Origin of the sequence: Janthinobacterium sp. 344 (genome assembly GCF_900112025.1) — a bacterium.
Classification (GTDB): Bacteria; Pseudomonadota; Gammaproteobacteria; order Burkholderiales; family Burkholderiaceae_D; genus Janthinobacterium.
On sequence record NZ_FOKL01000002.1, the window covers coordinates 644,385 to 665,668 of the forward strand.

Annotated in this window: 22 protein-coding genes; 10 read left to right on the plus strand and 12 right to left on the minus strand. The window is 61.4% G+C overall.

All coding sequences use genetic code 11. The features are described 5' to 3' along the window. Positions 1-76 precede the first annotated feature (76 nt). Together BM193_RS09060 and BM193_RS09065 are read left to right on the plus strand one after the other, a co-directional pair. Entirely contained in the window at positions 77-427 is a 351-nt protein-coding gene (locus tag BM193_RS09060) for a type II toxin-antitoxin system RelE/ParE family toxin (RefSeq protein ID WP_092798177.1), read from the plus strand. Continuing rightward, positions 424-708: a helix-turn-helix domain-containing protein gene (locus BM193_RS09065; protein ID WP_092798176.1), complete on the plus strand. Its 285-nt coding sequence runs from the start codon at positions 424-426 to the stop codon at positions 706-708. The genes BM193_RS09060 and BM193_RS09065 overlap by 4 nt, the downstream gene beginning before the upstream one ends. Here the strand turns inward: BM193_RS09065 and BM193_RS09070 are convergent. Next, positions 695-2,065, minus strand: a complete 1,371-nt coding sequence (locus BM193_RS09070; protein ID WP_092798544.1) for a TAXI family TRAP transporter solute-binding subunit — start codon at positions 2,063-2,065, stop codon at positions 695-697. The genes BM193_RS09065 and BM193_RS09070 overlap by 14 nt on opposite strands. A gap of 132 nt (positions 2,066-2,197) precedes the next feature. On the opposite strand from BM193_RS09070, the gene BM193_RS09075 reads away from it, so the two are divergent. Then, positions 2,198-2,803 carry a glutathione S-transferase family protein gene (locus tag BM193_RS09075; RefSeq protein ID WP_092798175.1) on the plus strand — a complete coding sequence of 202 codons (606 nt, stop codon included), beginning with the start codon at positions 2,198-2,200 and terminating at the stop codon, positions 2,801-2,803. On the opposite strand, the gene BM193_RS09080 is transcribed toward BM193_RS09075, so the two are convergent. From BM193_RS09080 to BM193_RS09110, 7 genes are all read right to left on the minus strand, one after another. Further along, the gene (locus BM193_RS09080; protein WP_092798174.1) at positions 2,800-3,180 is read right to left on the minus strand and encodes a hypothetical protein; all 381 of its coding nucleotides are present in this window, start codon (positions 3,178-3,180) and stop codon (positions 2,800-2,802) included. The genes BM193_RS09075 and BM193_RS09080 overlap by 4 nt on opposite strands. A gap of 60 nt (positions 3,181-3,240) precedes the next feature. Then, on the minus strand, positions 3,241-6,357 hold the full coding sequence (locus tag BM193_RS09085) for a transglycosylase domain-containing protein (RefSeq protein ID WP_092798173.1): 3,117 nt from the start codon (positions 6,355-6,357) through the stop codon (positions 3,241-3,243). Between the two features lie 381 nt (positions 6,358-6,738). Further along, complete coding sequence (locus BM193_RS09090) at positions 6,739-7,524, minus strand: competence/damage-inducible protein A (RefSeq protein WP_092798172.1); 786 nt, start codon at positions 7,522-7,524, stop codon at positions 6,739-6,741. Positions 7,525-7,586: 62 nt separating this feature from the next. Continuing rightward, on the minus strand, positions 7,587-8,414 hold the full coding sequence (locus BM193_RS09095) for an EI24 domain-containing protein (RefSeq protein ID WP_092798171.1): 828 nt from the start codon (positions 8,412-8,414) through the stop codon (positions 7,587-7,589). After that, positions 8,414-9,439, minus strand: a complete 1,026-nt coding sequence (locus tag BM193_RS09100) for a sterol desaturase family protein (RefSeq protein ID WP_254785970.1) — start codon at positions 9,437-9,439, stop codon at positions 8,414-8,416. Before BM193_RS09100 ends, BM193_RS09095 begins: the two co-directional genes overlap by 1 nt. Next, a complete protein-coding gene (locus BM193_RS09105; protein ID WP_254786003.1) occupies positions 9,436-10,125 on the minus strand; it encodes a polysaccharide deacetylase family protein in 690 nt (229 codons plus the stop codon). The genes BM193_RS09100 and BM193_RS09105 overlap by 4 nt, the downstream gene beginning before the upstream one ends. Before the next feature lie 197 nt (positions 10,126-10,322). Next, positions 10,323-11,294 carry a YVTN family beta-propeller repeat protein gene (locus BM193_RS09110; RefSeq protein WP_092798170.1) on the minus strand — a complete coding sequence of 324 codons (972 nt, stop codon included), beginning with the start codon at positions 11,292-11,294 and terminating at the stop codon, positions 10,323-10,325. Between the two features lie 198 nt (positions 11,295-11,492). Here BM193_RS09110 and BM193_RS09115 point away from each other — a divergent pair, with 198 nt between their 5' ends. From BM193_RS09115 to BM193_RS09125, 3 genes are all read left to right on the plus strand, one after another. Next, complete coding sequence (locus BM193_RS09115) at positions 11,493-11,849, plus strand: FKBP-type peptidyl-prolyl cis-trans isomerase (protein WP_092798169.1); 357 nt, start codon at positions 11,493-11,495, stop codon at positions 11,847-11,849. A gap of 200 nt (positions 11,850-12,049) precedes the next feature. Continuing rightward, entirely contained in the window at positions 12,050-12,304 is a 255-nt protein-coding gene (locus BM193_RS09120; RefSeq protein ID WP_034782468.1) for an acyl-CoA-binding protein, read from the plus strand. A 45-nt stretch (positions 12,305-12,349) separates the two neighbouring features. Continuing rightward, positions 12,350-12,811, plus strand: coding sequence for a GNAT family N-acetyltransferase (locus BM193_RS09125; protein WP_092798168.1), 462 nt, complete (start codon positions 12,350-12,352; stop codon positions 12,809-12,811). 91 nt (positions 12,812-12,902) lie between these two features. Here BM193_RS09125 and proX read toward each other — a convergent pair whose 3' ends face one another. The 4 genes from proX to BM193_RS09145 form a co-directional block, all read right to left on the minus strand. Beyond that, positions 12,903-13,955, minus strand: a complete 1,053-nt coding sequence (gene proX / locus BM193_RS09130; RefSeq protein WP_092798167.1) for a glycine betaine/L-proline ABC transporter substrate-binding protein ProX — start codon at positions 13,953-13,955, stop codon at positions 12,903-12,905. A 12-nt stretch (positions 13,956-13,967) separates the two neighbouring features. Next, positions 13,968-15,062 carry a glycine betaine/L-proline ABC transporter permease ProW gene (gene proW / locus BM193_RS09135; protein WP_092798166.1) on the minus strand — a complete coding sequence of 365 codons (1,095 nt, stop codon included), beginning with the start codon at positions 15,060-15,062 and terminating at the stop codon, positions 13,968-13,970. Beyond that, on the minus strand, positions 15,059-16,291 hold the full coding sequence (gene proV, locus BM193_RS09140; RefSeq protein ID WP_092798541.1) for a glycine betaine/L-proline ABC transporter ATP-binding protein ProV: 1,233 nt from the start codon (positions 16,289-16,291) through the stop codon (positions 15,059-15,061). The genes proW and proV overlap by 4 nt, the downstream gene beginning before the upstream one ends. Before the next feature lie 583 nt (positions 16,292-16,874). Further along, positions 16,875-17,159 (minus strand): polyhydroxyalkanoic acid system family protein, encoded by a 285-nt coding sequence (locus tag BM193_RS09145; protein ID WP_092798165.1) that lies wholly within the window; start codon positions 17,157-17,159, stop codon positions 16,875-16,877. 198 nt (positions 17,160-17,357) lie between these two features. Here BM193_RS09145 and BM193_RS09150 point away from each other — a divergent pair, with 198 nt between their 5' ends. From BM193_RS09150 to BM193_RS09165, 4 genes are all read left to right on the plus strand, one after another. Continuing rightward, the gene (locus BM193_RS09150; protein WP_092798540.1) at positions 17,358-18,755 is read left to right on the plus strand and encodes a gluzincin family metallopeptidase; all 1,398 of its coding nucleotides are present in this window, start codon (positions 17,358-17,360) and stop codon (positions 18,753-18,755) included. A 102-nt stretch (positions 18,756-18,857) separates the two neighbouring features. After that, complete coding sequence (locus BM193_RS09155; protein ID WP_092798164.1) at positions 18,858-19,145, plus strand: protealysin inhibitor emfourin; 288 nt, start codon at positions 18,858-18,860, stop codon at positions 19,143-19,145. Positions 19,146-19,464: 319 nt separating this feature from the next. After that, complete coding sequence (gene fdxA / locus BM193_RS09160) at positions 19,465-19,788, plus strand: ferredoxin FdxA (RefSeq protein ID WP_010395176.1); 324 nt, start codon at positions 19,465-19,467, stop codon at positions 19,786-19,788. 226 nt (positions 19,789-20,014) lie between these two features. After that, positions 20,015-21,235 carry a polyhydroxyalkanoate depolymerase gene (locus BM193_RS09165; RefSeq protein WP_092798163.1) on the plus strand — a complete coding sequence of 407 codons (1,221 nt, stop codon included), beginning with the start codon at positions 20,015-20,017 and terminating at the stop codon, positions 21,233-21,235. Positions 21,236-21,284 lie beyond the last annotated feature (49 nt).

A 21,284-nucleotide genomic window follows, 5' to 3' on the forward strand; every position in this document is an offset into this window, starting at 1 on the left:
GCGCCCGATTTTTCCATTGCGGCGCAAATTCTCCTTGCGAATATGTACCTTATATAGTACAACGTAGAGGTGCGTCATGGATGCGTCCCGCTTGCGGCAGATTACCCTGCTGTTCTACGCGAACGGCCATGGCGGCGAACCCGTACGCGACTGGCTCAAGTCGCTCCCCATTGAGGAACGCCATGTCATCGGACAAGACTTGATGCATGCGCAATGGCGCTGGCCCGTGGGCATGCCCCTGTGCCGGCATCTGGGGCAAGGTTTATCGGAAATTCGCAGCAGCTTGCCCGGCAAGCGCATCGCGCGCGTGCTGATCTGCCATCACGGCGATTGCCTGGTGGCGCTGCACGGCTTTATCAAGAAAACCCGGACGACGCCGGACGACGACCTGGCGCTGGCCCGCAAACGCCACAAGGAACTGACATGAACGCCACCGCTCCCCACCTCGGCAGCAGCCTCGACGACTTCTTAAAAGAAGAAGGCATCTTCGAGCAAACGCAAAACCGCGCCATCAAGGAAGTCATCGCCTGGCAATTGACACAGGCGATGCAGGAACAGGCGATGTCCAAGACGCGCATGGCGGCCCTGCTGCAGACGAGCCGTTCGCAGCTCGACCGCCTGCTCGACCCCGGCAGCGACGTGACGCTCTCCACGCTGGAACGGGCCGCCGCGCTGCTTGGGCGCAAGCTGTCGGTCACTCTCGTTTAAGCGTAGAGGCCGGCTCGCCCACCTCTGCGGCAGGATGCTCGCCCATCAGGGTCAGTATCCTCTTGCGCACGAAATTGATGTGGCTGCGCAAGCCATACAGGCCATCGGCAAACGACAATGGAATCGAGATCTGGTTGACCATGTCCTCGATCTCGTCCAGGCGTTTCAATTGTTCCGCATACACTTGCGCGCGCTGCCCTGGCGGCACGTCTTCCAGCGCCTGCTCCACCGTGCGCAGCTGGCCATACCAGCGGTACACGCGCGAGCGGATGCGCCACACGTACAGGGGCGGCACCACGCGCGACAGGGGCAATATCAGGGCACCGAGCGCCACCACCAGCACCCACATGCGGTCGAAGAAATTGGCCAGCCAGAAACTCATGTAGCGCTGCAGCACGGGCGCGCCATCCTTGTAGAATTTCAGCGCTTCGGGCGCGACGGGAATTTCCGTGTAGCGCGCCGACGGGAACTGCCCCTGCTGCTGGAACCACCCCGTGCCGCCATGGATGCCGGCCGCCGCCTGCACGAACAGGTCGACCAGGGCTGGGTGCAAGTCTTCGCGCGCGACCAGGGTGGCCGTCGGCGCGATCAGCTGGTAATCCTGCGCGGGGATGTTCTGCCCCAGGTCGACGATGCCACGTGGCAAGACCACGTGCGTGAGGAAGGGCAGGCGCCGCGTGTAGGCTTCCGCCTGTGAAAAATCAAACAGCTTGATGCCCGGCGTTTGCAGCAGCATCTGGATCAGCGGCGCTTCCGGCGCCGAGCTGAACACGAGGCCATCGATGCGCCCTTCCAGCAGCTCCACCGTGGCGGGCGTATTCTGCAAGTCGCTCACCGTCAATTCATTGGCTTCCACGCCATTCACGGACAGCAATTGCCGAAACAGGCTGGGCACGCCCGTGCCTTCCGGCCCCAGGTTGATCTTCAGCCCTTTCAATTGCGTCAGTTCCGTGACTGCCTTGTCTTCGCGCATGAACAGCCACACGGGTTCCGTAAACAGGCTGCCCAGCGAGATCAGGCCATGGCGCTCGGCGTCGGCGTGTTCCGTCGAACCACTTTGCACAAAGGCAATATCGGTCGTGCCAGTATTTAAGCGCTGCAGGTTTTCCTGCGAGCCCAGCGATGGCTGCAGAGTCACCTTGATGCCGTGCTTGGCGAGGGTGGCCGCATATTTCTTGCCGAACTCTTCGTAGGCGCTATTGTCCTGCCCCGTCGACAAACTCACCTGGCGCGGCGGCGCCGGGTCGACCAGCCAGTACGCCAGCGCGCAAAACGCGCCCACCAGCAGCAAGGTGGGGCCGGCGGTGGCGAGGAAATCGCGCACGGAAAAGCGGCTGAACGCGAGGATTTTGGACATGTGGTGGCGCATAGGTTTCATGGGTGGCTACGATGCCAAGAAAACCGCAACTATGCAAGGCACTTTCATGCGCGCGGCGTGGCCATTTCGGCTACAGTGCTGGATCGACCACCTGCCCTCGGGAGCCCCCGCATGCTGAAAATTCTTGGAAAAGCCGCCTCGATCAATGTCCGCAAGGTCCTGTGGACCTGCGAGGAACTCGACCTGCCGTACGAACGCGAAGACTGGGGCAGCGGCTTTCGCAGTACCGACGATCCCGCTTTCCTGGCGCTGAACCCGAACGCCATGGTGCCCGTGCTGCTCGATGGCGACCTGGTGCTGTGGGAATCGAACACGATCTGCCGCTACCTGTGCGCCCAGGCGGGCCGCGACGACTTGCTGCCAAGCACGCCCCGCGCCCGCGCGGAAGTGGAAAAATGGATGGATTGGCAAATGGGCGACCTCAACAACAGCTGGCGCTATGCCTTCATGTCGCTGGTGCGCCAGAGTCCAGCGCACCAGGATGCGGCCCAGCTGGCGGCGGGCATGAGCGGATGGAACAAGATGATGGGCGTATTGGAACAGCAGCTGCAGCGCACGGGCGCCTACGTGTGCGGCGAGCAATTCACGCTGGCCGATATCGTGCTGGGCCTGTCCGTCAAGCGCTGGCGGATGGCGCCCATGCAGCGTCCCGACTACCGCGCCATCGCCGCGTATCACGCGCGCCTGGCCGGCAAGACGGCGGATTTTGCAGGCTAGTCCAGTTCGATGGCCTCGACCGTGCCGCCGATGACGTAGCAATCGCCATCGCGGCGCACCTCGTCCAGGCTCGCGGGATCGTCGTGCGCATAGGTGCCATCCACATCCACGCACCACAGCTCGCCGAAACGCAGCAGCTTCACGCCGCAGCAGATGCGGTTGACGAAGTTGCCCGGCATCTTGATGAGCAATTCCCGCACATCGCCCAGCGTGACGGCCACCTGGCGCCAGACATTGCCTTCCAGCGCATGGTTTCTCGCGTACAGCACGATGCGCACGGCCTGCACGCCCCCGGGCCGGTACTGCTGCTCGATGGAGACGAGCGCGCCATCGTCAAAGCGGTGGTAGTGCTGAAAAATCCGCTGCGTCCTGTCCAATGGCGCTCCCTCAAAAAAAAACCGGCCCGTGTAGGCCGGCTTTCCGCTGCAAAAAAAACCTTAATTCGTGCACTGCTTCGCCACGCCTTCGGCCTGTGCGGGTGCCTCGATCAGCGGCATCAGGCTCGGCGCCAGCGAGACCAGCAATTGCACCGGCAGGGCGCTGGTGAAGTCGTAGTTTTTTGACTCCGGCCCCCGCACATACGCCGTCATGCTGCCATAGAAGCGCTCGCCGATATTGAAGACGAAGGTGGCGGAACGGTTCACATAGCGCGACTCGATCAGGCGGCCGCCGGCGCCATACACGTCGAAGCGCTGGTCGCCCGTGCCCGTCTTGCCGCCCATCGGGATCGGCACGCCGTCGGCGCCGACAAACGCCGTCTTGGCCCGTTTCGCCGTGCCGTCCGACACCACTTCGCGGATGGCCTTGGCCACGGCCTTGGCCACGTCCGGCGACAGCACTTGCTCCGCTTCCACCTTGCTGCCCCGCTTGACCATGGTGTCGTACGGCGTGTTGGCGGCGAAATGCATGGAATCGATGCGCACGCTCGGCTTGCGCACGCCATCGTTGATGATGATGCCCATCAACTCGGCCAGCGCGGCGGGACGGTCGGCCGACGCGCCCAGCGTCGTCGCATACGACGGCACCAGCGAGTCGAACGGGTAGCCCATCTTCTTCCACTGGCGGTGGATTTCCAGGAACCCTTCCACCTCCAGCAAGTTGGCGATGCGCCGGTCCTGCGCATGCTTGCGGTGCGTGTTGAACAGCCATTTGTACACTTCCTGGCGTTCCTTTTCGCTGGCCGCCACCATCTGCGTCAGGGTGGAACCTTCGTGCTGGCGCAGGTACGCCACCATCCACAGTTCCAGCGGATGCACATTGGCGAGATAGCCGCGGTCGGCCAAGGACCAGTTTTCCATCGCGTACTGCTGGTACATCTTGGCCACGCGCTCGGGCGGCACTTCATTTTGGGAAGGCAGGTTGGCGTTCAGGAAATCACCAAATTCTTCCAGTGTCCCCTTCGGATTGATAGTGCGGAAGATATTCGCCAGGCGCACGGGCGTCGGGCGGATGCTGGCCAACAGGATTTTCTCCTGCTCGTCGACGCTCTTGCCGCGGTACTTCTGGTAGAAGCGGTGCAGGAATTCGCGCCCTTCCTTGTCGGCAAAACGGCTCAGGTACTGGGCGCGGCGCGGATCGTCCGCGTCGGCCAGCAGCGAGGCCGAGGAATCGGGACGCGAGAACATGTAGTAGCGGGCCACGTCGCGCATCAGGCGCACGAACACCAGGTTGGTCGACTGGCGCAAGGCTTGCTGCACCGTCATGATGCGGCTGTCGTCGAGCTTGGAGAAATTGCCGAAATGGTGCAAGCCGCCACCCGTAAAGAAGCCTTCGCCGGGATTGCCCGAATATTTGCGTTCCATGGCGGCCGCCAGCATGGCGGGCAGGTTGCGCGCCTCGCCCAGCGGCAATGGTTTCAGATAGGCAATCGCCCACTGCGACAGCATGTCCTTGGGATCGACGGCAATCTTGCCCAGCTCGGCGGCGCTCATGCCGCTATAGCGCTGGTGCAACTGGTCGATGATATCCAGGTAAGTGACGAGGGTGCGCAGCTTGGCCGTGGAACCGAGGTCCAGCTTGGCGCCTTCGTTGATGTCCAGCGGCTGGTCATAATTATCCGTCTGCACGCGCAGCAAGTTGGCCTGGTCGCCTTTCTGCAGCAAGGTAAAGCTGTACACCACGTTGGCCGGATCGCCATTGCCCAGCATGCCCTTGCCCGTCAGGCCGGCCGCTTTCGCCACTTCCGGATCGCGCAGCTCGCGCAAGACCTTGGTGACGGCGTTTTGCGCCTGCGCATCGAGCGTGCTGACCACTTTCAAATCCAGGCGGTCCAGGTTATACAAGCGCGGATCACCGAGCATGCTGGCCAGGTGATTGCGCACGGCATTCGATGCCTTGCGCGTGACAAACGAGGTCGATGCCTCCGACTGCACGCCGGACGCCGTCGACGGGCGCAGCTTCTCGGCGATGGCCGCATCACGCAGCCGCGCCGAGATCACGCCCGCCTGCGCCAGCAAACGCAGATGGCTGTTGGTCAATTCTTCCAGGTCGGCGCCGCCGGCCACCAGGTAGTGCGAGGGGCGGCGCTGCGCGATCAGCAGGCTCAGCGCCTGCTTGTAGGCCAGCGCGCTGCCCGGCTGTTCCATTTTTCCACTGAGCAAGGTTTTCACTTCGGAAAACGGACGGCCATACCAGACCCACATGCCGTCGCCGATGCCGTTGACTTCGCCAAAACCGCTTTTCGCCGACAGCGGCACGGTATTCAGGTAGTTGACGACGATCTTGCGCCGCGCTTCCATGGTGTTCTCGCCATCCTGGTACGAGCGCAGGCTGGCCGAAATCATCTGCAGCAGCTTGTCCTGCATGGAGCTGGTGCGGCCATCTTCCGAATGGCGGTATTTCTCGATTTGCGTGGCCAGCGTGCTGCCGCCGCCGCCGCGGTGGCCGCCGAACAGGTTCAGCGCCTTGTCGAGTATGGCCTTGCTCAAGCGGTCCCACTCCACGGCGGGATTGCGCATGGGCGTGCCCGGATCGAGCAATTCGCGGTTTTCAATGAACAGCAGGCTTTGCACCAGCGCCGGCGGCGCTTCGGCGAAGCCGTCGAACATGCGTTCCGGATAACTGGCGGCAAACAAGGGGGCGGCGCGGCAATCGAGGATCGACAGGCCGGCGCGATTTTTCTCGTGATAGGTGGCAAAGATGCCCCGGTCGACCAGTTGCACCATTTTTGGCGACATGCGCGCCTGCGCCGTGACGGCATAGTCGCGGGCGTTCAGCTTGGTAATAAAATCGGGCAGGCTGGCATAGCCGAGGCGCTCGTCGTACGGACCGTGCTGCGGGTAGCGGATGGCGTCGGCCGGCGCGGGACCGGGCTCGACCTTGTAGGTCAGCTGGCGGTCCAGGCGCGTGAAAAATTCCGCTTGCAGGGCCGAGGTGCGCACTTCGCGCATGACGAACCAGGCCACGCCGGCGATCAGCGCCAGCACGAGGATGGCAAAGATGGGCCAGACGCGCGAACGGCGCTTCTTCGGCGGGCTCACCGGCGGTGGGGCCGGCGGGGCTGGTTCTTCCTGGGGCCGCTCTTGCGCGGCCAGATTGACGCCTGTGTCTTTCATGGGATGCTGGGGTAAGGTTGGGTTTGGACGGCGCGGAGAATGCGGTGGCAATACCACTCGGCAGCACTATCGGCGCCAGGCAAGATCACGGCCAAGGGGCGGCAAGGCCGGTAACAACGAAGATTGCTTAACATGATGTCCAGACCGGTGAATCAAAAATACGTTCTATTGCACAGGCAGGCGGCCCCCGTTTTGACACGCAAAGCCCCTGTTCACCATTCCACCACATCGGCATGAAAACGACTGACGAGCGCGTACAAAAATCTTGCTTCATTGAAGATTTTCGCAAAAAAACAACGACTTGGACTGTACGCTTGCGAACATAAGCGTAAGGCGGGCTGGGCGCCAGCGAAAATGCCGCCGGCGCCGGGCTGGCGACTGTCAGAGCGGGGTGTATTCCGCGCGCATGGCGTCGAGTTCGGCGCGCATCTCGGCAAACGCGGCGGCCGCCTGAGCCGGTTCGCCCTTGACCCCCAGTTCGATATGGCGCCGCGTCTGCGCATCGCCCACGCTGGGCAGGCTGAACACCTTGATCAGGGGAAACTCCGCTTCCAGGCGCACCATCAGCGGCGTCAGCAGGGACTCGGCCGTTTCGTACACGAGCAAGGCATGTTCCGCGTGGGGCACCTGGTTGAACAAATGGCGGTAATGCGTGTCGAGCACCCATTCGATCATGGGCCACGACATGACGGGGAAACCCGGTACAAAGTAATGCTCGCGCACGGCAAAGCCGGCAATCTTGTTGTACGGATTCGGAATCAGCTCGGCACCCTGCACGAATTCCGCCATTTTCAGGCGGTGCAGGTTTTCCGGCGAACCCAAGTCGGCCGGCACGCCCGCCTCCTCGCCCATTTCCGTGATGCGCTGCTCGATATTGCGCTTGCCCTGCGGATGCAGCACCAGCGGCAGGCCCAGCGCATCGGCGGCGGCCTGGCGCGTATGGTCGTCCGGCGTGGCGCCGATGCCGCCAAAACTGAAGACGATGTCGCCGCTGGCAAAGCTGCGCTTGAGCAAGGCCACCAGGCGTGCCGGTTCGTCGCCCACGTATTCCGCCCAGCTCAGCTGCAAACCGCGCTGCTTGAGCATCTGCACCACTTTCGGAAAATGCTGGTCGGTGCGCTTGCCCGACAGGATTTCGTCGCCGATGATGATCAATCCGATAGCCATGAAACTTCCTCGTTCGATTCGATAGTTAAGTTCGGTAGTTAAGTTAATCTCAAGCGTTAATCTCAAGCGTCTGCCGGCGCCACGTCGGTCATGCCGCGCACGCCCCGCAGGCGCGCCAGCGCTTCCAGGCAGTAATACTGGAACCACAGGCCCGTAAAGATAAAGATCAGCACATACAGCCAGATGGCGAACGCGGCCAGGAAGGGGAAGAACACCACCGACATCACGCCGCCCATCCACAGCAAGCCCGGCACGGCACCGGCCGCGCCGGAGACCATGCCGATGGCCAGCAGGGGCCAGCGCTGCTCGCGCATGATGGCCAGGCGCTCCTCCTTGCTGGCGTAGTCGGCCATGGCATCATAGGCCATGACGCGGTAGGTCAGCCAGCCCCACAGCACGGCCTGGCCCGCCAGCGCGGCCGGCGGAAACGCGTACAGGGGCAGCATGAGCACCCAGATGACGATAAACAGCAAAAACGTGGCCAGCGACGTACCCACGCTGCCCAGCAGACTGCCGCCATATTTCTTTTCCAGTTGCGGAAAGTGCCGCCCGCCGATGTGGCGGCCGATGGCCGGCATGGCGAACAGGCCCATGAAGATCAGCGCCGTGAGGATCATCAGCGGCAGCAGCATGAACATGGCGATCAGCGGCACGATGACGGCTTTCAGCACGCCCAGGCCGAACGTCGCCAGCACCTGCCCGCTGGTGCGGAAAAAGTCATACTGCGTAAACAGCGCATGCAGGCTGTCGATCAACGGCTGCAAGCCCACATACAGCAGCACGCCCCACAGCACCAGCGACAGCACAAACGGCACGGCGCTCAACAGCAATATCCTGCCGTGCAGTTGCGACAGGAAGGCACGGCCATACGAATTCAACACATTACGCATCAACGGCGTCCTTTTCGTTTCAATCTTGCAAATTCCACCATGCGGCGCAGGCCCAGCCATTGCTGCTGCCAGAAGCCGCGTCCATAGTTGCGTCCCGGCCGGCCGACGCCTGCGCTATCGATGCGGGCCAGCTGGTCGCGCACGCCCGTGCGCGCATAGCCCGCGGAAAAATTCGCGGTGCCCAGCAGCATATCCCAAATTGGCAGCACCACGCCGAAGTTACAGCCACCCAGGCTGCCCTTGCCCTTCGACTCATGCCCCACGCCAATGGCATGGTGCGTGCGGTGGAAACGCGGCGAAATCAGCAGCCGCTCGCCGATGCGGCCGAAGTGTATCCTCACATTTGCATGCTGCAAGCTTTGCAAAATGCGTGAAATCGACACCAGCAGCACATATTGTCCCGGTGGCACGCCAATGCCCAGCGCCACCAGGGCCATGACCACGTCGCGCAACAAGTCGTCCAGCAGGTGGTTGCGGTTATCGCTCCACAAGTTCATGTTTTGCTGGCTGTGGTGCAGGCTGTGCAAGCCCCACCACCAGCCAAAGTGATGCGAAGCACGGTGGTAGCCATAGTCGACGAAGTCCAATATCACAAAATAAATGATAAAACTGACCAAGGGACTGATGCCGGGCAACAGCGACTCCAGGTTCAGGGGATGGATATTGTCGAAACGCAAGGCGCCGGCCAGACCATCCATCAAGGGATCGAGCGTGAAGAAGACCAGCACGGAAAACAGGCCGATGCGGTGCAGCACCGTGTAGATGAAATCGTTCCAGCGGGCGCGCGGGTCGGTGATCTTTTGCGCGGGTATCCAGGCTTCGAGCGGACGCAGCACGAGAAACAGCAGCACCAGCTCGCACAGGCCGATCAAGAGCCATTCCGTGCCCTCGAACGCTTCTTCCGTGAATTCGCCAAAGCCCAGGTGATACACGAGGGGATTCACCACCGTCTGGAACAGCCAGCCTTGCGCTTCGCCAAAGGTCTCGAGGATGGTGTCGACGACGGGAGTGAGCACTTCCATCATGGCTGGCCCTTCTTTGTCGCGTAATCAGGATGCTCGCGCAGGGTGGCAAAGCAGAAGCCCTTGTCTTGCAAGCCGACAATCAGGGCGTCGAGGTTGGCGGGCGCCCACGGATCCTTGCGCGACCAGATGCCCATGTGCGCAATGAAGATGTCGCCGCTGCGCAGGTTCTCCAGGGCTTTCTTGAGCAGCATGGCATTCGGATACTTGTCGCTGGGCAGTTCGTCCCCGGAATACCCTGCCGGCGCCCAGCCCGCATGCCGGTAGCCGCAGGCGCTGCCGGCGGCCAGGGTGCGCGGCGACGTATAGCCGCCCGGCGCGCGCCAGAACGGGTCGAGCTGGTGCCCGGTCAGGGTCTGGAAGCGCGTGTCGACGCGGCGCAGTTCCTCGCAGAACTGCTTATCCGAGAACGACGCCAGCTTGCCGCCCTCCTTGCCGAACTGGGGCTTGACCTGCATCAAGCCGTTGGCCAGATCCTTCTTCCAGTACACATGGTCAAACGTATGCGTGCCAAACGCATGACCTTCGGCGACCCGGGCTTTCCAGTACGGCGCCCACGACGGATCGAGCGAATAGTCGCCGCGCGTCGTCTTTTCATTGGCCAGGAAAAACGTCGCCTTTACGTGGCGTTTATTGAGCACATCGGCGATCAGTTCCGCCTGCGACTGGCTGCCCGTGTCGAACGTCATGTAGATCGTGCCCTTGCAGGCGGCGGGGGCCGCAGGGGCGGAAGGTGGGGCAGAAGGTGGGGCTGAAGGTGGGGCAGGAGCCGGCGTTGCTGGCGCCGGCACGGCGGCATGCGCGGACGACAGCATGGCGCTGGCGCACAGCAGCATGGCGCGCACGTGGACTGCGGGAATCAAACGCATCATCATCACACGCACCATCACATGCGCGGCGAGTGGCTGGCGAAATACACGCCATGGGGCGAGCGGCCCACGGGAATCAGCTTGATCACCTTGCGCGTCGTCAAATCGATCACGGCCACTTTCTTGATCCAGCGCAGGGTCACCCACATGGTCTTGCCGTCCGGCGTGATTTCCATGCAGTCCGGGCCACCGGGCACATGGATGGTGCCCACGTTTTCCAGGGTTTGCTGGTCGATGATGTTGATGGTGTTCGAGACGCGGTTCGAGACGAAGGTCATGCGCTTGTCACCGAGCGCGCGGAAATTATGCGTGCCGGCGCCCGCCTTGATGCGCTTGACGGTCTTTTGCGTGCGCCAGTCGATCACTTCCACGTAGTCGCTGCCCATGATGCCGACCAACAAATGCTTGCCATCGGGCGTCATGGTGATGCCGGCCGGCGCCGGGCCGACGGGCATGGTCCATTTCACCGTCTGCGTGGCCAGGTCGATGGCGCTGACCTGGTTGCTGCCCTGCTGGGTAATGAAGGCCATGCTGCTGTCGGCCGTGAACGCCATGTGGCTGGGCAGCTTCGGCAGCGCGATGCGCTTGGCCAGGGTCAGGTTCTTGCCGTCGTAGCGGTACAGGTCGATGCGGTCCAGGCGCAGCGAGTTCGAGATGAACCATTTCTGGTCCGGCGAAAAGCCAATTTGATACGGGTCGAGGATATTGCTGATGCGGCGCTGGATCTGGCCCGACACGGGGTCGAGGAAGATCAGCTCATTGCCGACGGAACTGGCGACGATCAGCGACTTGCCGTCCGGCGTTTCCATCAGGTGGTGCGGTTCCTTGCCGACGGCAAAGGTGGACAGGGGGGCATAGGTTTTCTGGTCCAGCAGTTGCACCGTAGCGTCACGGGAATTGAGCACCACCACCACTTCGGCTTGCGCCGTCGATATTGCGGAAACCAGGCACAGCGAGGAAAAAACAAGGCGGCGTAGACTGCGGAACATGGAGGAAATCACTGTTAAATACAAAACATGTATTTTACGTGGAAACACTGTATTTTTTGAATTAATTCCCCCGTGAATGATACCGCCAGCCACAAACGGCGGTAATTTCCGGTTTTTGGGGCGGGCGCGGCGCGCAATGGCGCTTTGCAAGCCATTGCTCTACAATCTGAAGCTTTCATCGCCTACACAAGGATTATCATGACCACCACTACCACCGCTTCCGGCCTGCAATACATCGACACCGTTGTCGGCGAAGGCGCTGAAGCGCAAGCTGGCAACAATGTTGTCGTGCATTACACGGGCTGGCTGCAAAACGACGACGGCAGCGCCGGTTCGAAATTTGATTCGAGCAAGGACCGCAACGACCCGTTCGAATTCCCGCTGGGCGCTGGCCGCGTCATTCAAGGCTGGGATGAAGGCGTGCAAGGCATGAAAGTGGGCGGCAAGCGCCAGCTGATCATTCCGGCAGCGCTGGGCTATGGCACGCGCGGCGCCGGCGGCGTGATTCCACCGAACGCCATCCTGATTTTCGACGTCGAACTGCTGGGCGTATAAGAACAGACCAGGCTGCGGTCGCAAGAGCGCGCCAGGCGCCGCCCCTGTTCACTCAGCGGCGGCGTTTTTGTTTTGAGTATCCCCTCTAATGCAGCGCGCCCTTTTTTCACTATGATGTCAGGCACTGCAGCACGCACGGTGGCCACTCCGCCGGGCCGGCCGCACTTTTCCAGCGATTCCATCAGCACACAGGAGCCATCATGAGTTTACAAGAGCAATTCGAACAAGCGCAGCTCGATTCCAAGACCCTGTCCGAGCGTCCGGACAATATGACCTTGTTGAAAATCTACGCCTTGTTCAAGCAAGCCTCGAGCGGCGACGCCACGGGCGAGCGCCCTGGCATGACCGACTTCGTCAACCGCGCCAAATTCGACGCCTGGGCGGCCCTGGCCGGCACCTCGAAGGAAGAGGCGCAGCAGCAATACATCGACCTGATCGAAGACTTGAAGGACTAACCCTCCCCTGCCCCGGCGCCTGCCGGGGCATTTTCCCATTCCCGTATGACAGCTTCACCAATTTCCCTGGCGCGCGCCGCCGACCTGCCCCGCCTGTTCGACGTCTGGCACCTGTCCGTGCGCGCCACCCACGATTTCCTTGCCGACGGCGACATCGTTTTCCTCTGCCCCTTCGTGCGCGACGAACTGGCCAGGGTGACGGCGAACCAGCTGCTGCGTGTGCTGCGCGATGCCGACGATGTTCCCTACGCTTTCGTGTGCGTCGAGCACGCCAAGATCGAGATGCTGTTCGTGCACCCTGACCGGCGCGGCAGCGGCGCCGGCCGCAGCCTGGTCCGACACGCCATCGTGACGCTGGGCGCCACGACCGTCGACGTCAACGAGCACAACACGCAGGCACACGGCTTTTACCAGCACCTGGGCTTTATCGTGGAGAGCCGCTCGGGATGCGACCCGTTCGGCAAGCCTTTCCCCATTTTGCACCTGAAACTGGCCGAAAACGCCTGAAAACTCACCAAAACCCACCAAAACAGGCCGTTAACGCAAAAGTGGCTACCGAATCGGTAGCCACCTTCCTGATGCTGAAACAACCTTCAGTTTACGGCTTCGCCGCCGCCAGCGCTTGCGCGATCCAGCCATCGAAGGTCTGCTGGTGGAACTTGATCCAGCCGGCCGTATGGCGGGCAATGTCCGCCTGCGTGTTTTCACCGCGGCGCATGCGCTCGTTCTGCGCGTTGATGTCGGCCACCGGCAATTGCATCACCTCGAACAGCTTGGCCGCGGCCGGATTTTTCTCCGCCCAGGCCCTGTTGGTCACGATGCGCGCCGTGTTGACGGCAAAACCGTAATCGCTGCCATTGTCGAGGCGCGTGTTCACCTTGTCCGGATTGGCCGAGAACGGCACTTTGAGCCAGATCACATCCTTGCCCGGCACCAGCACGCCACTGACCCAGTACGGCGTCCACGTGAAATACAGGATGGGTTCGCCACGCTTGTAGCGGCCCAGGGTATCGGCGATCAGGGCCGCGTAGCTGCCCTGCACGTGCGTCACCGTTTCGCGCAGTTTATAGGCATCCATGTGGTTTTCGATGAGCGCTTCGCAGCCCCAGCCCGGGTTACATCCCGTCAGGTCGGCCTTGCCATCGCCGTCGTGGTCGAACAGCTTGGCCAGGGTGGGATCGCGCAACTGGTCGATATTCGTGATGTTGTACTTTTCCGCCGTCGCCTTGTCGATCAGATACCCCTGCGCGGCGGGACCAGCGTACTGGCCCGTGCGCAGCAGCTTGGCGTCGCCACCCGCATTGTTATAGAAATCCTTGTGCATGGGGTCCCAGTGCACGGCCATGAAAGTGGCGTCGCCGTTGGCGATGGCGATATGCGCCGTCGGATACTCCACTTCCTTGATCGGCTGCACTTCATAGCCCAGCTTTTCCAGGGCCTTGTCGACCAGCATGGTCTGGAAGGTTTCTTCCGCGATCGAGCTTTGCAGCGCCTGCACCTTGATGCCCTTGCCGGGCAAGGTATCGCCGGCCGGCGTCTGCGCCATGGCCAGGCTGGTGGTCAGGGCCAGGGCGGCGAGCGCCAGGGCGGAAAACAGCTGGAACTTGCGTTGCGATTTTTGCGTCACTTTAAAATGTTCGATTTGATGCATGTAAATCCTTTCTTATTGTGCCGTGGCCAGCGTAGCTTGCTGTTCCACCGTATTTTTATTGCCGCGTACCAGGCGCATCACGAAACCGGCAGGACCCGTCTGGTACCAGTGGCGCACGCCACGGCGCGGCTGGCCCATGGCTTGCGTCAGGCGGTCCAGCGTGATGGCCAGCAGCACGATACCCAGGCCGCCGACCGTTGCCAGGCCCATGTCCAGGCGGCCAATGCCGCGCAATACCATCTGGCCCAGGCCGCCGACGGCGATCATCGAGGCGATCACCACCATCGACAGCGACAGCATCAGCGACTGGTTGATACCGGCCATGATGGACGGCATGGCCAGCGGGAATTGCACGCGGGTCAGCAGCTGCCACGGCGAGGCGCCATACGCGCGGGCCGCTTCGATCAGGTCAGGACGCACCTGGCGAATGCCCAGGTTGGTCAGGCGCACCAGCGGCGGCAGGGCAAAGATGATCGTCACGATCACGCCTGGCGCATTACCGATACCAAACAGCATCACCACCGGCACCAGATAGACGAAGGCGGGCGTCGTCTGCATGGCGTCCAGCAAGGGGCGCAGGATGTTCTGTGCGCGATCGCTGCTGGCAAGGAAAATACCCAGCGGCAAACCGATGGCCAGGCAGAAGGCCAGCGACGTCAATACCAGCGACAAGGTGGTCATAGCTTCCGGCCAGATGCCCAGCATCGACACGAGCAGCAGCGCCAGCACGGTGCCGATGGCCAGGGTGCGGCTGGTAAATTGCCATGCCAGCAAGCCGATGATGGCGATCACCGTCAGCGACGGGGCCGCCAGCAGCACGCCTTCCACGCCCGACAGCACGCTGTCGATCGGCGCGCGCACGGCCTGGAAGAAGGGGCGGAAATGCGCCACGACCCAGCCCAGGCCCTGGTTGATCCAGCTTTCCAGCGGCAGCGAGCCGTCAAAAATTTGCGTCAGGTGAAAGCCCGAGGCCGCGTGTTCCGGCTGCACGGCCGGTCCGGCCGCGTCCAGCCAGGACGTGTCGCCCGGCGGCGTCAGCGCCCAGGGGTTGATTTGGGCGGCCTGTTCAACAACAGGTTCTACTGTGGAAACGGTGCTTGGGTTCATGCTTGTCCTTTCTGTTGTTGTTCAGCAATGGCTGGCGTATCGCGGTCGAGGAACTTCAGCAAGGTCGTCTTGCTGATGGCGCCGCGGAAGCTGCCATCATTGGCCACCACAGGGACGGCGTAAGGCAGTTGCGCTACCTGGCCGAACAGGCCGGCGACGGGCTCATCTGCGTTAATGGTCTGCACGTCGGGCAGATAGGCATGCGCCAGGCCCAGCGGTCCGACATGGCCGTCGAGCGCATTGCGCAGCGAATCGGCCGAGACGACGCCAAGGAACTTGCGCTGCGGATTGACGACGTAGGCATAGGCGCGATCCTGCTCTTCCAGCATCGACAGCGCGGCGCGCGAACCGCGGCTCGGCGACTCGGAGACGACGATCTGGCTCTTGCGGGCGATATCGCTGGCCTTGAACACGGCCGCCGCATCGACGCCGCGCACGAAGTTGCGCACATAGTCGTTGGCCGGCTTGCGCAGGATTTCTTCCGGCGTGCCCACTTGCACCACGTGGCCGTCTTTCATGATGGCAACGCGATCGCCGATGCGCATGGCTTCGTCGAGGTCATGCGAAATGAAGACGATGGTGCGGCGCTTGATCTGCTGCAAGCGCAGCAGTTCCGATTGCATTTCCGTACGAATAATCGGGTCGAGCGCGGAAAACGCCTCATCCATCAGCAGGATCGATGGATCGCAGGCCAGCGCACGGGCCAGGCCCACGCGCTGCTGCATGCCGCCCGACAATTCGTCGGGATAGCTGGCGCCATAACCGTCCAGGCCCACCTGCTCCAGCGCTTGCTGGGCCAGCGCATGGCGCTCGGATTTTGGCATGCCGGCCAGCTCCATGCCGAAGGCAGTGTTGTCGAGCACGGTAATTTGCGGCAGCAGCGCGAACGACTGGAACACCATGCTGATGTCCTTGCGGCGCAGGGCACGCAACTGGGCATCCGGCAGGGTATTGATGTCGTTGCCGTCGATCAGGATGCGCCCGGCGGTCGGCTCGATCAGGCGGTTCAGCATGCGCACCAGGGTCGACTTGCCCGAACCGGACAGGCCCATGATGACGAAGATCTCGCCCGCTTCAATGGTAAAGGTGGCGTCGAAGACGCCGATGGTGCAGTCGGTCTGGGCCAGGATATCTTGCTTGCTGGCGCCCTGACGGACGAGTTCAAGTGCTTCTTCTGGCTTGTCGCCGAACACTTTGAACACATGGTCGATAATAATTTGTTTTGCCACGATGTGGTTCTCCCTCGATTGGACGAATGGAATGAAACCCTGCAAGCTGCTAGCTTGCGGCGGGAATCAGCAAACCCTGTTGCGTCGGCTACGCCACGGCGCACAAAGCGCACGGGAGCGACAGGAAACAGGGGGTGACACGCGTGTGACCAGCGGATGGCCAAAGCCGATGCCGGGGTGCCGTGTGCGTGCTAAAAGAGGCTGTGGTTCAGGACTTTTAACAACGCTAGCGCCATGCAAATACATGGCACCAAATGTATTTGACCGAAAAAACGATCAACTTACTTTTTTAACCGGATGCGGGTGTGAAACCCAATGAATTATTCACCACTCAGCGAGTGGGGAGTACTGCGAAGCAGAAGGTGAAACGCGGTGTAGCTGTTGTAAATATGACTCAAGTATAACGCAAAAAGACACAAAAGTCCAATAGCTTTCCAAATAGAAATGTGATAGCAATGTGTGTTGGCGCACAGTCAGACGCAAAACAAGGGGGAAATGGGGCGAAAAGAAGCCTCTTTCCGCCTGGCGCCGCGGCGCCATCCTTACCACCAAACGGGGCGCCAGACAAGCTGGCCGCGCGCCGTCAAACCTGCTCGGTAAATACCTTGCGCATCTTTTCCGCGATCTTGCCTTCAATCGTGGAAGCGAAGGCGCTGAGCATGAATCCCAGTTTGATATGCAGCTGCGCCTGCTCTTTTTCAAGGGTCAGCGAGCCGTCGACGCCGCTGCGCTCGAAACGCAGCACGTCGCCATCCCAGGCGCACGCCAGGTCATATTCCCGGGCCAGCTTGTCGGCCACTTGCTGCGCCGCTTCACGGGCCTTTACCGCTGTCAGCTTATGTTGCTGAACTATATTTATATCCGCCATCAAGCTTTCCTTTTATTAAAAACGAACCTTACGGCCAGCATCATACCAGCCACGCTACGGCAGGCACGACCATGGCGGGTGCCGATGCAAGGCATAAAAACGCATTTTCCAGTCGCTCATTTGCGCCGCATCAAACCTGATCCGCCCAAGCAGGCCGACTATTTCAGTTCCAGTCGCAGCATGTTTGGGAGAACCACCATGGACCAGAAAGTCATCGTGCCGGTCGAAGCCGTGCTGACCAAATGCGTGTCCCTGCCCGTCGGCTATGTCCCCACCCCCTCGGCGCCTTACCGCGAGCACCGCAAGAATGCCCAGCTGACCTTGCAACCGGGTCCGCCCCGCCTCACGGAAGCGACGGCCCGCGGCGTAGCCGCCGTGCCTGTCGGCTCGCGCGTGCTGATCTGGAAGCAAGATCCGTCCGTCAGCGACCTGGGCACCCGCAAAGCTTTTTTGCCGGGCCTGATCCTGCAAGGCCCGCGCGACGCGCGCATCACCTTTGGCGAGCCGGGCATCGCCCAGGTCAGCCCGAACGCCTTCGGCGACTTCATCGTCTCGCCCAACACCGACCAGTTCGATGCCGTCCACACCTTCGCCATCGTGCGCATGACGCTCACCATGTACCAGCGCGCCCTGGCCAGCAACGACACGGCGCCACCGCTGCCCTGGCAATGGAACAGTGCCAGCAACACGGCGCCCTTGCGCGTGTTTCCGCACGGTTTGCCGAATGTCATGAATGCCTATTACAGCCGCAGCGACAAGGCCCTCAAGTTCGGCGACTTCATTCCCAGCGGCGCCACCGAGCGCGTCTATACCTGCCGCTCGCTCGACATCGTCTCGCATGAAACGGGCCATGCCGTGCTCGATGGCTTGAAGCCGAATTGGCTGCTCAGCAACAACCCACCGCAGACGGGCGGCCTGCACGAGTCGTTCGGCGACCTGACCGCCATTTTTCTCGCCCTGTCGCAACTGGACCAGGTGGAAGCCGTGATCGCCCAGACCAAGTCCGACCTGCACGACAAAACCTTCCTGGCCGACCTGGCGGAGCAGTTCGGCCTGGCCCTGGGCCGCCCCAACGGCTTGCGCAATGCCGACAACGACATCAAATTGTCCGAAGCGGGCACGGAAGTGCATGCCATCTCGCAGGTATTTACGGGCGCCATCTACGATATCCTGGCCGACATCTTCGCCCACGAACGCCAGCCCCAGCTGGAAGACGACGCGGCCGTGCTGCACCGCTGCGGCGACTACCTGCGCAGCCTGGTCCTGCGCGCGCTGGTGGCATCGCCCGACCAGGCCGCCACATATGCGGACGTGGCCAGCCACATGCTGAGCATCGCCGAGGCCGACGGCAACAGCGCCTACCTGGATTTCATCCGCAACAGTTTTACCGTACGCGAGGTGTTCAAGGCCAATGCCATGACGGAAGATGGGCAGCAGACGTTTGCCGCCGATGTCGTCGACGAAGAAGGCGCCGTGCAAGACCGGCGCGCCTGCTGCGGTACCATGAATCATGCGGAATACAGCGAATCGGATCAATTGCTCGAAGCGGAGCGCGAAGCGCTGGCGGCCTGGTGCCGCAGTTACGGCGCCCGCTAGGCGCCAGCGCGCCCACGCGACTGCAGCCGCCACCCGCGGCAGGCTGCATGACGCCCACCACCACCACCACCACCACCACCACCACCCACAGCAGGGAGCACCATGAAAATTTCAGCCCGCAGCAGCGGCGGCTTTGCCGGCCTGAGCGAACAGTATGACATCGATACGCAAGCCCATCCGGCCGGACCCAGCCTGGAGGCGGCCCTGGCCAGCAGCGGCTTTTTCACACACGACCAGGCCACGAACGAACACGCGGGTGCCGACATACCGCATTGGCAAATCACGGTCGATGCCCCCGCCGCCCGCCGCACGCTGACGTTTGCCGAGGATGGCAGCGCTGAAAATGCGCGTTGGCAACAGCTGGTGGCAAAAATCCGCGCCAGTGCCTGATTTTTCAGCCATGGATTGATTTGCGCAAAACAAAAGCACCACAGCCCAGCCCACTGTGGTGCCGGCATCGCGACAGGCGACATCGGGGGACTGTCGCTTTCTTGTCGCGTTCTTCCTGGCAACGTCCCGGAAAGTCGCTGAATTGCACGCTCTGCGCCGCAACGCAGGTGGCAAAAAATGAATTTGCTTATATGTATTGTATATAAGCGGGATTTGTGAGAAATAGCGAATTGCCTTAAAATACAATGCTTTGCTTTAGTATGCGCCGCCGAGGTTCCTGCAGGCGCTACAGCACCTCCCCCAAATTGATAGGACTGTTATGACCCACGTTGTCACCGAATCCTGCATCGCCTGTCGCTATACCGACTGCGTCGATGTCTGCCCGGTAGATTGTTTCCGGGAAGGCCCAAACTTCCTGGCAATCGACCCGGACGAATGTATTGACTGCGCAGTCTGCGTGGCAGAGTGCCCGGTGAACGCGATTTTCGCGGAAGAAGACGTGCCGGGCGACCAGCAAGCCTTCATCAAGATCAACGTTGACCTGGCGCGTAACTGGCCGTCGATCACCAAGACGAAGGCTGCCTTGCCGGAAGCCGAGCAATACAAGGACGTCAAGGACAAGCTGGACATGCTGGTGCGCTAAGACGCGATCCCCGGCAAGCCAGCAATAAAAAGCAGCGGAAACGCTGCTTTTTTACTTTTAAAGCATGTTTGCAGGTCTGTCTACGCAACTGTGGCGCGAATGTGCACAGTTGCGCAAACTGTGGATCTATGCGCGGTAAAGCACATTTTGTCCTCAACAAACATCGTAAAATTGGATTATGATATTTGAGCCGATATTGGCGCTTGGAATCAAACAAGGACTCTATATGCTTTACCAACTGCACGAACTGCAACGCTCTTTCCTCACTCCGGTGATGCAATGGGCAGACATGTCCTCCAAGTTATTTACCAACCCGGTTTCTCCACTGGCCCACACCCCGTTTTCGCAACGCATCGCAGCCGGCTACGAGTTGATGTACCGCCTTGGCAAAGACTACGAAAAACCACAATTCGACATCAAATCCGTTCTCGTCCAAGGCGAGAGCGTCGACATCCTTGAACACGTTGTCGTGACAAAACCGTTCTGCCGCCTGATCCACTTCAAAAAAGAAGCCACTGGCTTGCAACAGCCCAAAGTTTTGCTGGTTGCCCCCCTGTCCGGTCACCACTCGACCCTGCTGCGCGATACCGTGCGCGGCTTGCTGGCCGAGCACGATGTCTACATCACCGACTGGACGGACGCGCGCATGGTACCGCTGACGGAAGGCCCGTTCCACCTGGACGACTACATTTATTATGTACAGGAATTCATCCGCCTGCTGGCACCGGACCTGCACGTCATTTCCGTCTGTCAACCGACCGTGCCCGTGCTGGCCGCCATCTCGCTGATGGCGACGGCCAAAGATCCGCACATGCCGAAAACCATGACCATGATGGGCGGCCCGATCGACCCGCGCCGCTCGCCCACGCAAGTGAACAACCTGGCGACGGAAAAGAAATTCTCGTGGTTTGAAAACACCGTGATCTACGCGGTGCCGCCGAACTACCCGGGCTTTGGCCGCAAGGTGTATCCGGGCTTCCTGCAGCACGCGGGCTTCATCGCCATGAACCCGGGCCGCCACGCGCAAAGCCACCGCGAGTTCTACATGCACCTGGTGACGGGCGACGACGAGCCGGCGGAAGGCCATCGCCAGTTCTACAACGAGTACAACGCCGTGCTGGACATGCCGGCCGAGTACTACCTGGAAACCATTAAAACGGTTTTCCAGGAATTCAGCCTGCCGATGGGCACTTGGAAAGTGGGCGGCCAGCTGGTGCGTCCGCAAGACATCACCAACGTGGCGCTGTTCACGGTCGAAGGCGAGCTGGACGACATTTCCGGCGCCGGCCAGACGCAGGCGGCACACGACCTGTGCTCCGGCATTCCCGCCGAGATGCAGCAAGACTTCGTGGCGCCGAAATGCGGCCACTACGGCATTTTCTCGGGCCGCCGCTGGCGCGAGATCATTTGCCCGAAAATCGGTGAATTCATCCAGAAGCATTCCTGATCCGGATTGCCCCCCCCCAAGACGCCACGCCAGTTGACACTGGCGTGGC

Coding starts and splice junctions, on each gene's coding strand:
- BM193_RS09115 (WP_092798169.1), top strand. CDS start 11,493: ATGACCACCACTACCACCGCTTCCGGCCTGCAATACATCGACACCGTT.
- BM193_RS09095 (WP_092798171.1), bottom strand. CDS start 8,414: ATGCGTAATGTGTTGAATTCGTATGGCCGTGCCTTCCTGTCGCAACTG.
- BM193_RS09125 (WP_092798168.1), top strand. CDS start 12,350: ATGACAGCTTCACCAATTTCCCTGGCGCGCGCCGCCGACCTGCCCCGC.
- BM193_RS09090 (WP_092798172.1), bottom strand. CDS start 7,524: ATGGCTATCGGATTGATCATCATCGGCGACGAAATCCTGTCGGGCAAG.
- fdxA (WP_010395176.1), top strand. CDS start 19,465: ATGACCCACGTTGTCACCGAATCCTGCATCGCCTGTCGCTATACCGAC.
- BM193_RS09100 (WP_254785970.1), bottom strand. CDS start 9,439: ATGATGGAAGTGCTCACTCCCGTCGTCGACACCATCCTCGAGACCTTT.
- BM193_RS09060 (WP_092798177.1), top strand. CDS start 77: ATGGATGCGTCCCGCTTGCGGCAGATTACCCTGCTGTTCTACGCGAAC.
- BM193_RS09110 (WP_092798170.1), bottom strand. CDS start 11,294: ATGTTCCGCAGTCTACGCCGCCTTGTTTTTTCCTCGCTGTGCCTGGTT.
- BM193_RS09165 (WP_092798163.1), top strand. CDS start 20,015: ATGCTTTACCAACTGCACGAACTGCAACGCTCTTTCCTCACTCCGGTG.
- BM193_RS09085 (WP_092798173.1), bottom strand. CDS start 6,357: ATGAAAGACACAGGCGTCAATCTGGCCGCGCAAGAGCGGCCCCAGGAA.
- BM193_RS09070 (WP_092798544.1), bottom strand. CDS start 2,065: ATGTCCAAAATCCTCGCGTTCAGCCGCTTTTCCGTGCGCGATTTCCTC.
- proW (WP_092798166.1), bottom strand. CDS start 15,062: ATGAACCCAAGCACCGTTTCCACAGTAGAACCTGTTGTTGAACAGGCC.
- BM193_RS09105 (WP_254786003.1), bottom strand. CDS start 10,125: ATGACGTTCGACACGGGCAGCCAGTCGCAGGCGGAACTGATCGCCGAT.
- BM193_RS09065 (WP_092798176.1), top strand. CDS start 424: ATGAACGCCACCGCTCCCCACCTCGGCAGCAGCCTCGACGACTTCTTA.
- BM193_RS09145 (WP_092798165.1), bottom strand. CDS start 17,159: ATGGCGGATATAAATATAGTTCAGCAACATAAGCTGACAGCGGTAAAG.
- BM193_RS09155 (WP_092798164.1), top strand. CDS start 18,858: ATGAAAATTTCAGCCCGCAGCAGCGGCGGCTTTGCCGGCCTGAGCGAA.
- BM193_RS09075 (WP_092798175.1), top strand. CDS start 2,198: ATGCTGAAAATTCTTGGAAAAGCCGCCTCGATCAATGTCCGCAAGGTC.
- BM193_RS09150 (WP_092798540.1), top strand. CDS start 17,358: ATGGACCAGAAAGTCATCGTGCCGGTCGAAGCCGTGCTGACCAAATGC.
- proX (WP_092798167.1), bottom strand. CDS start 13,955: ATGCATCAAATCGAACATTTTAAAGTGACGCAAAAATCGCAACGCAAG.
- BM193_RS09120 (WP_034782468.1), top strand. CDS start 12,050: ATGAGTTTACAAGAGCAATTCGAACAAGCGCAGCTCGATTCCAAGACC.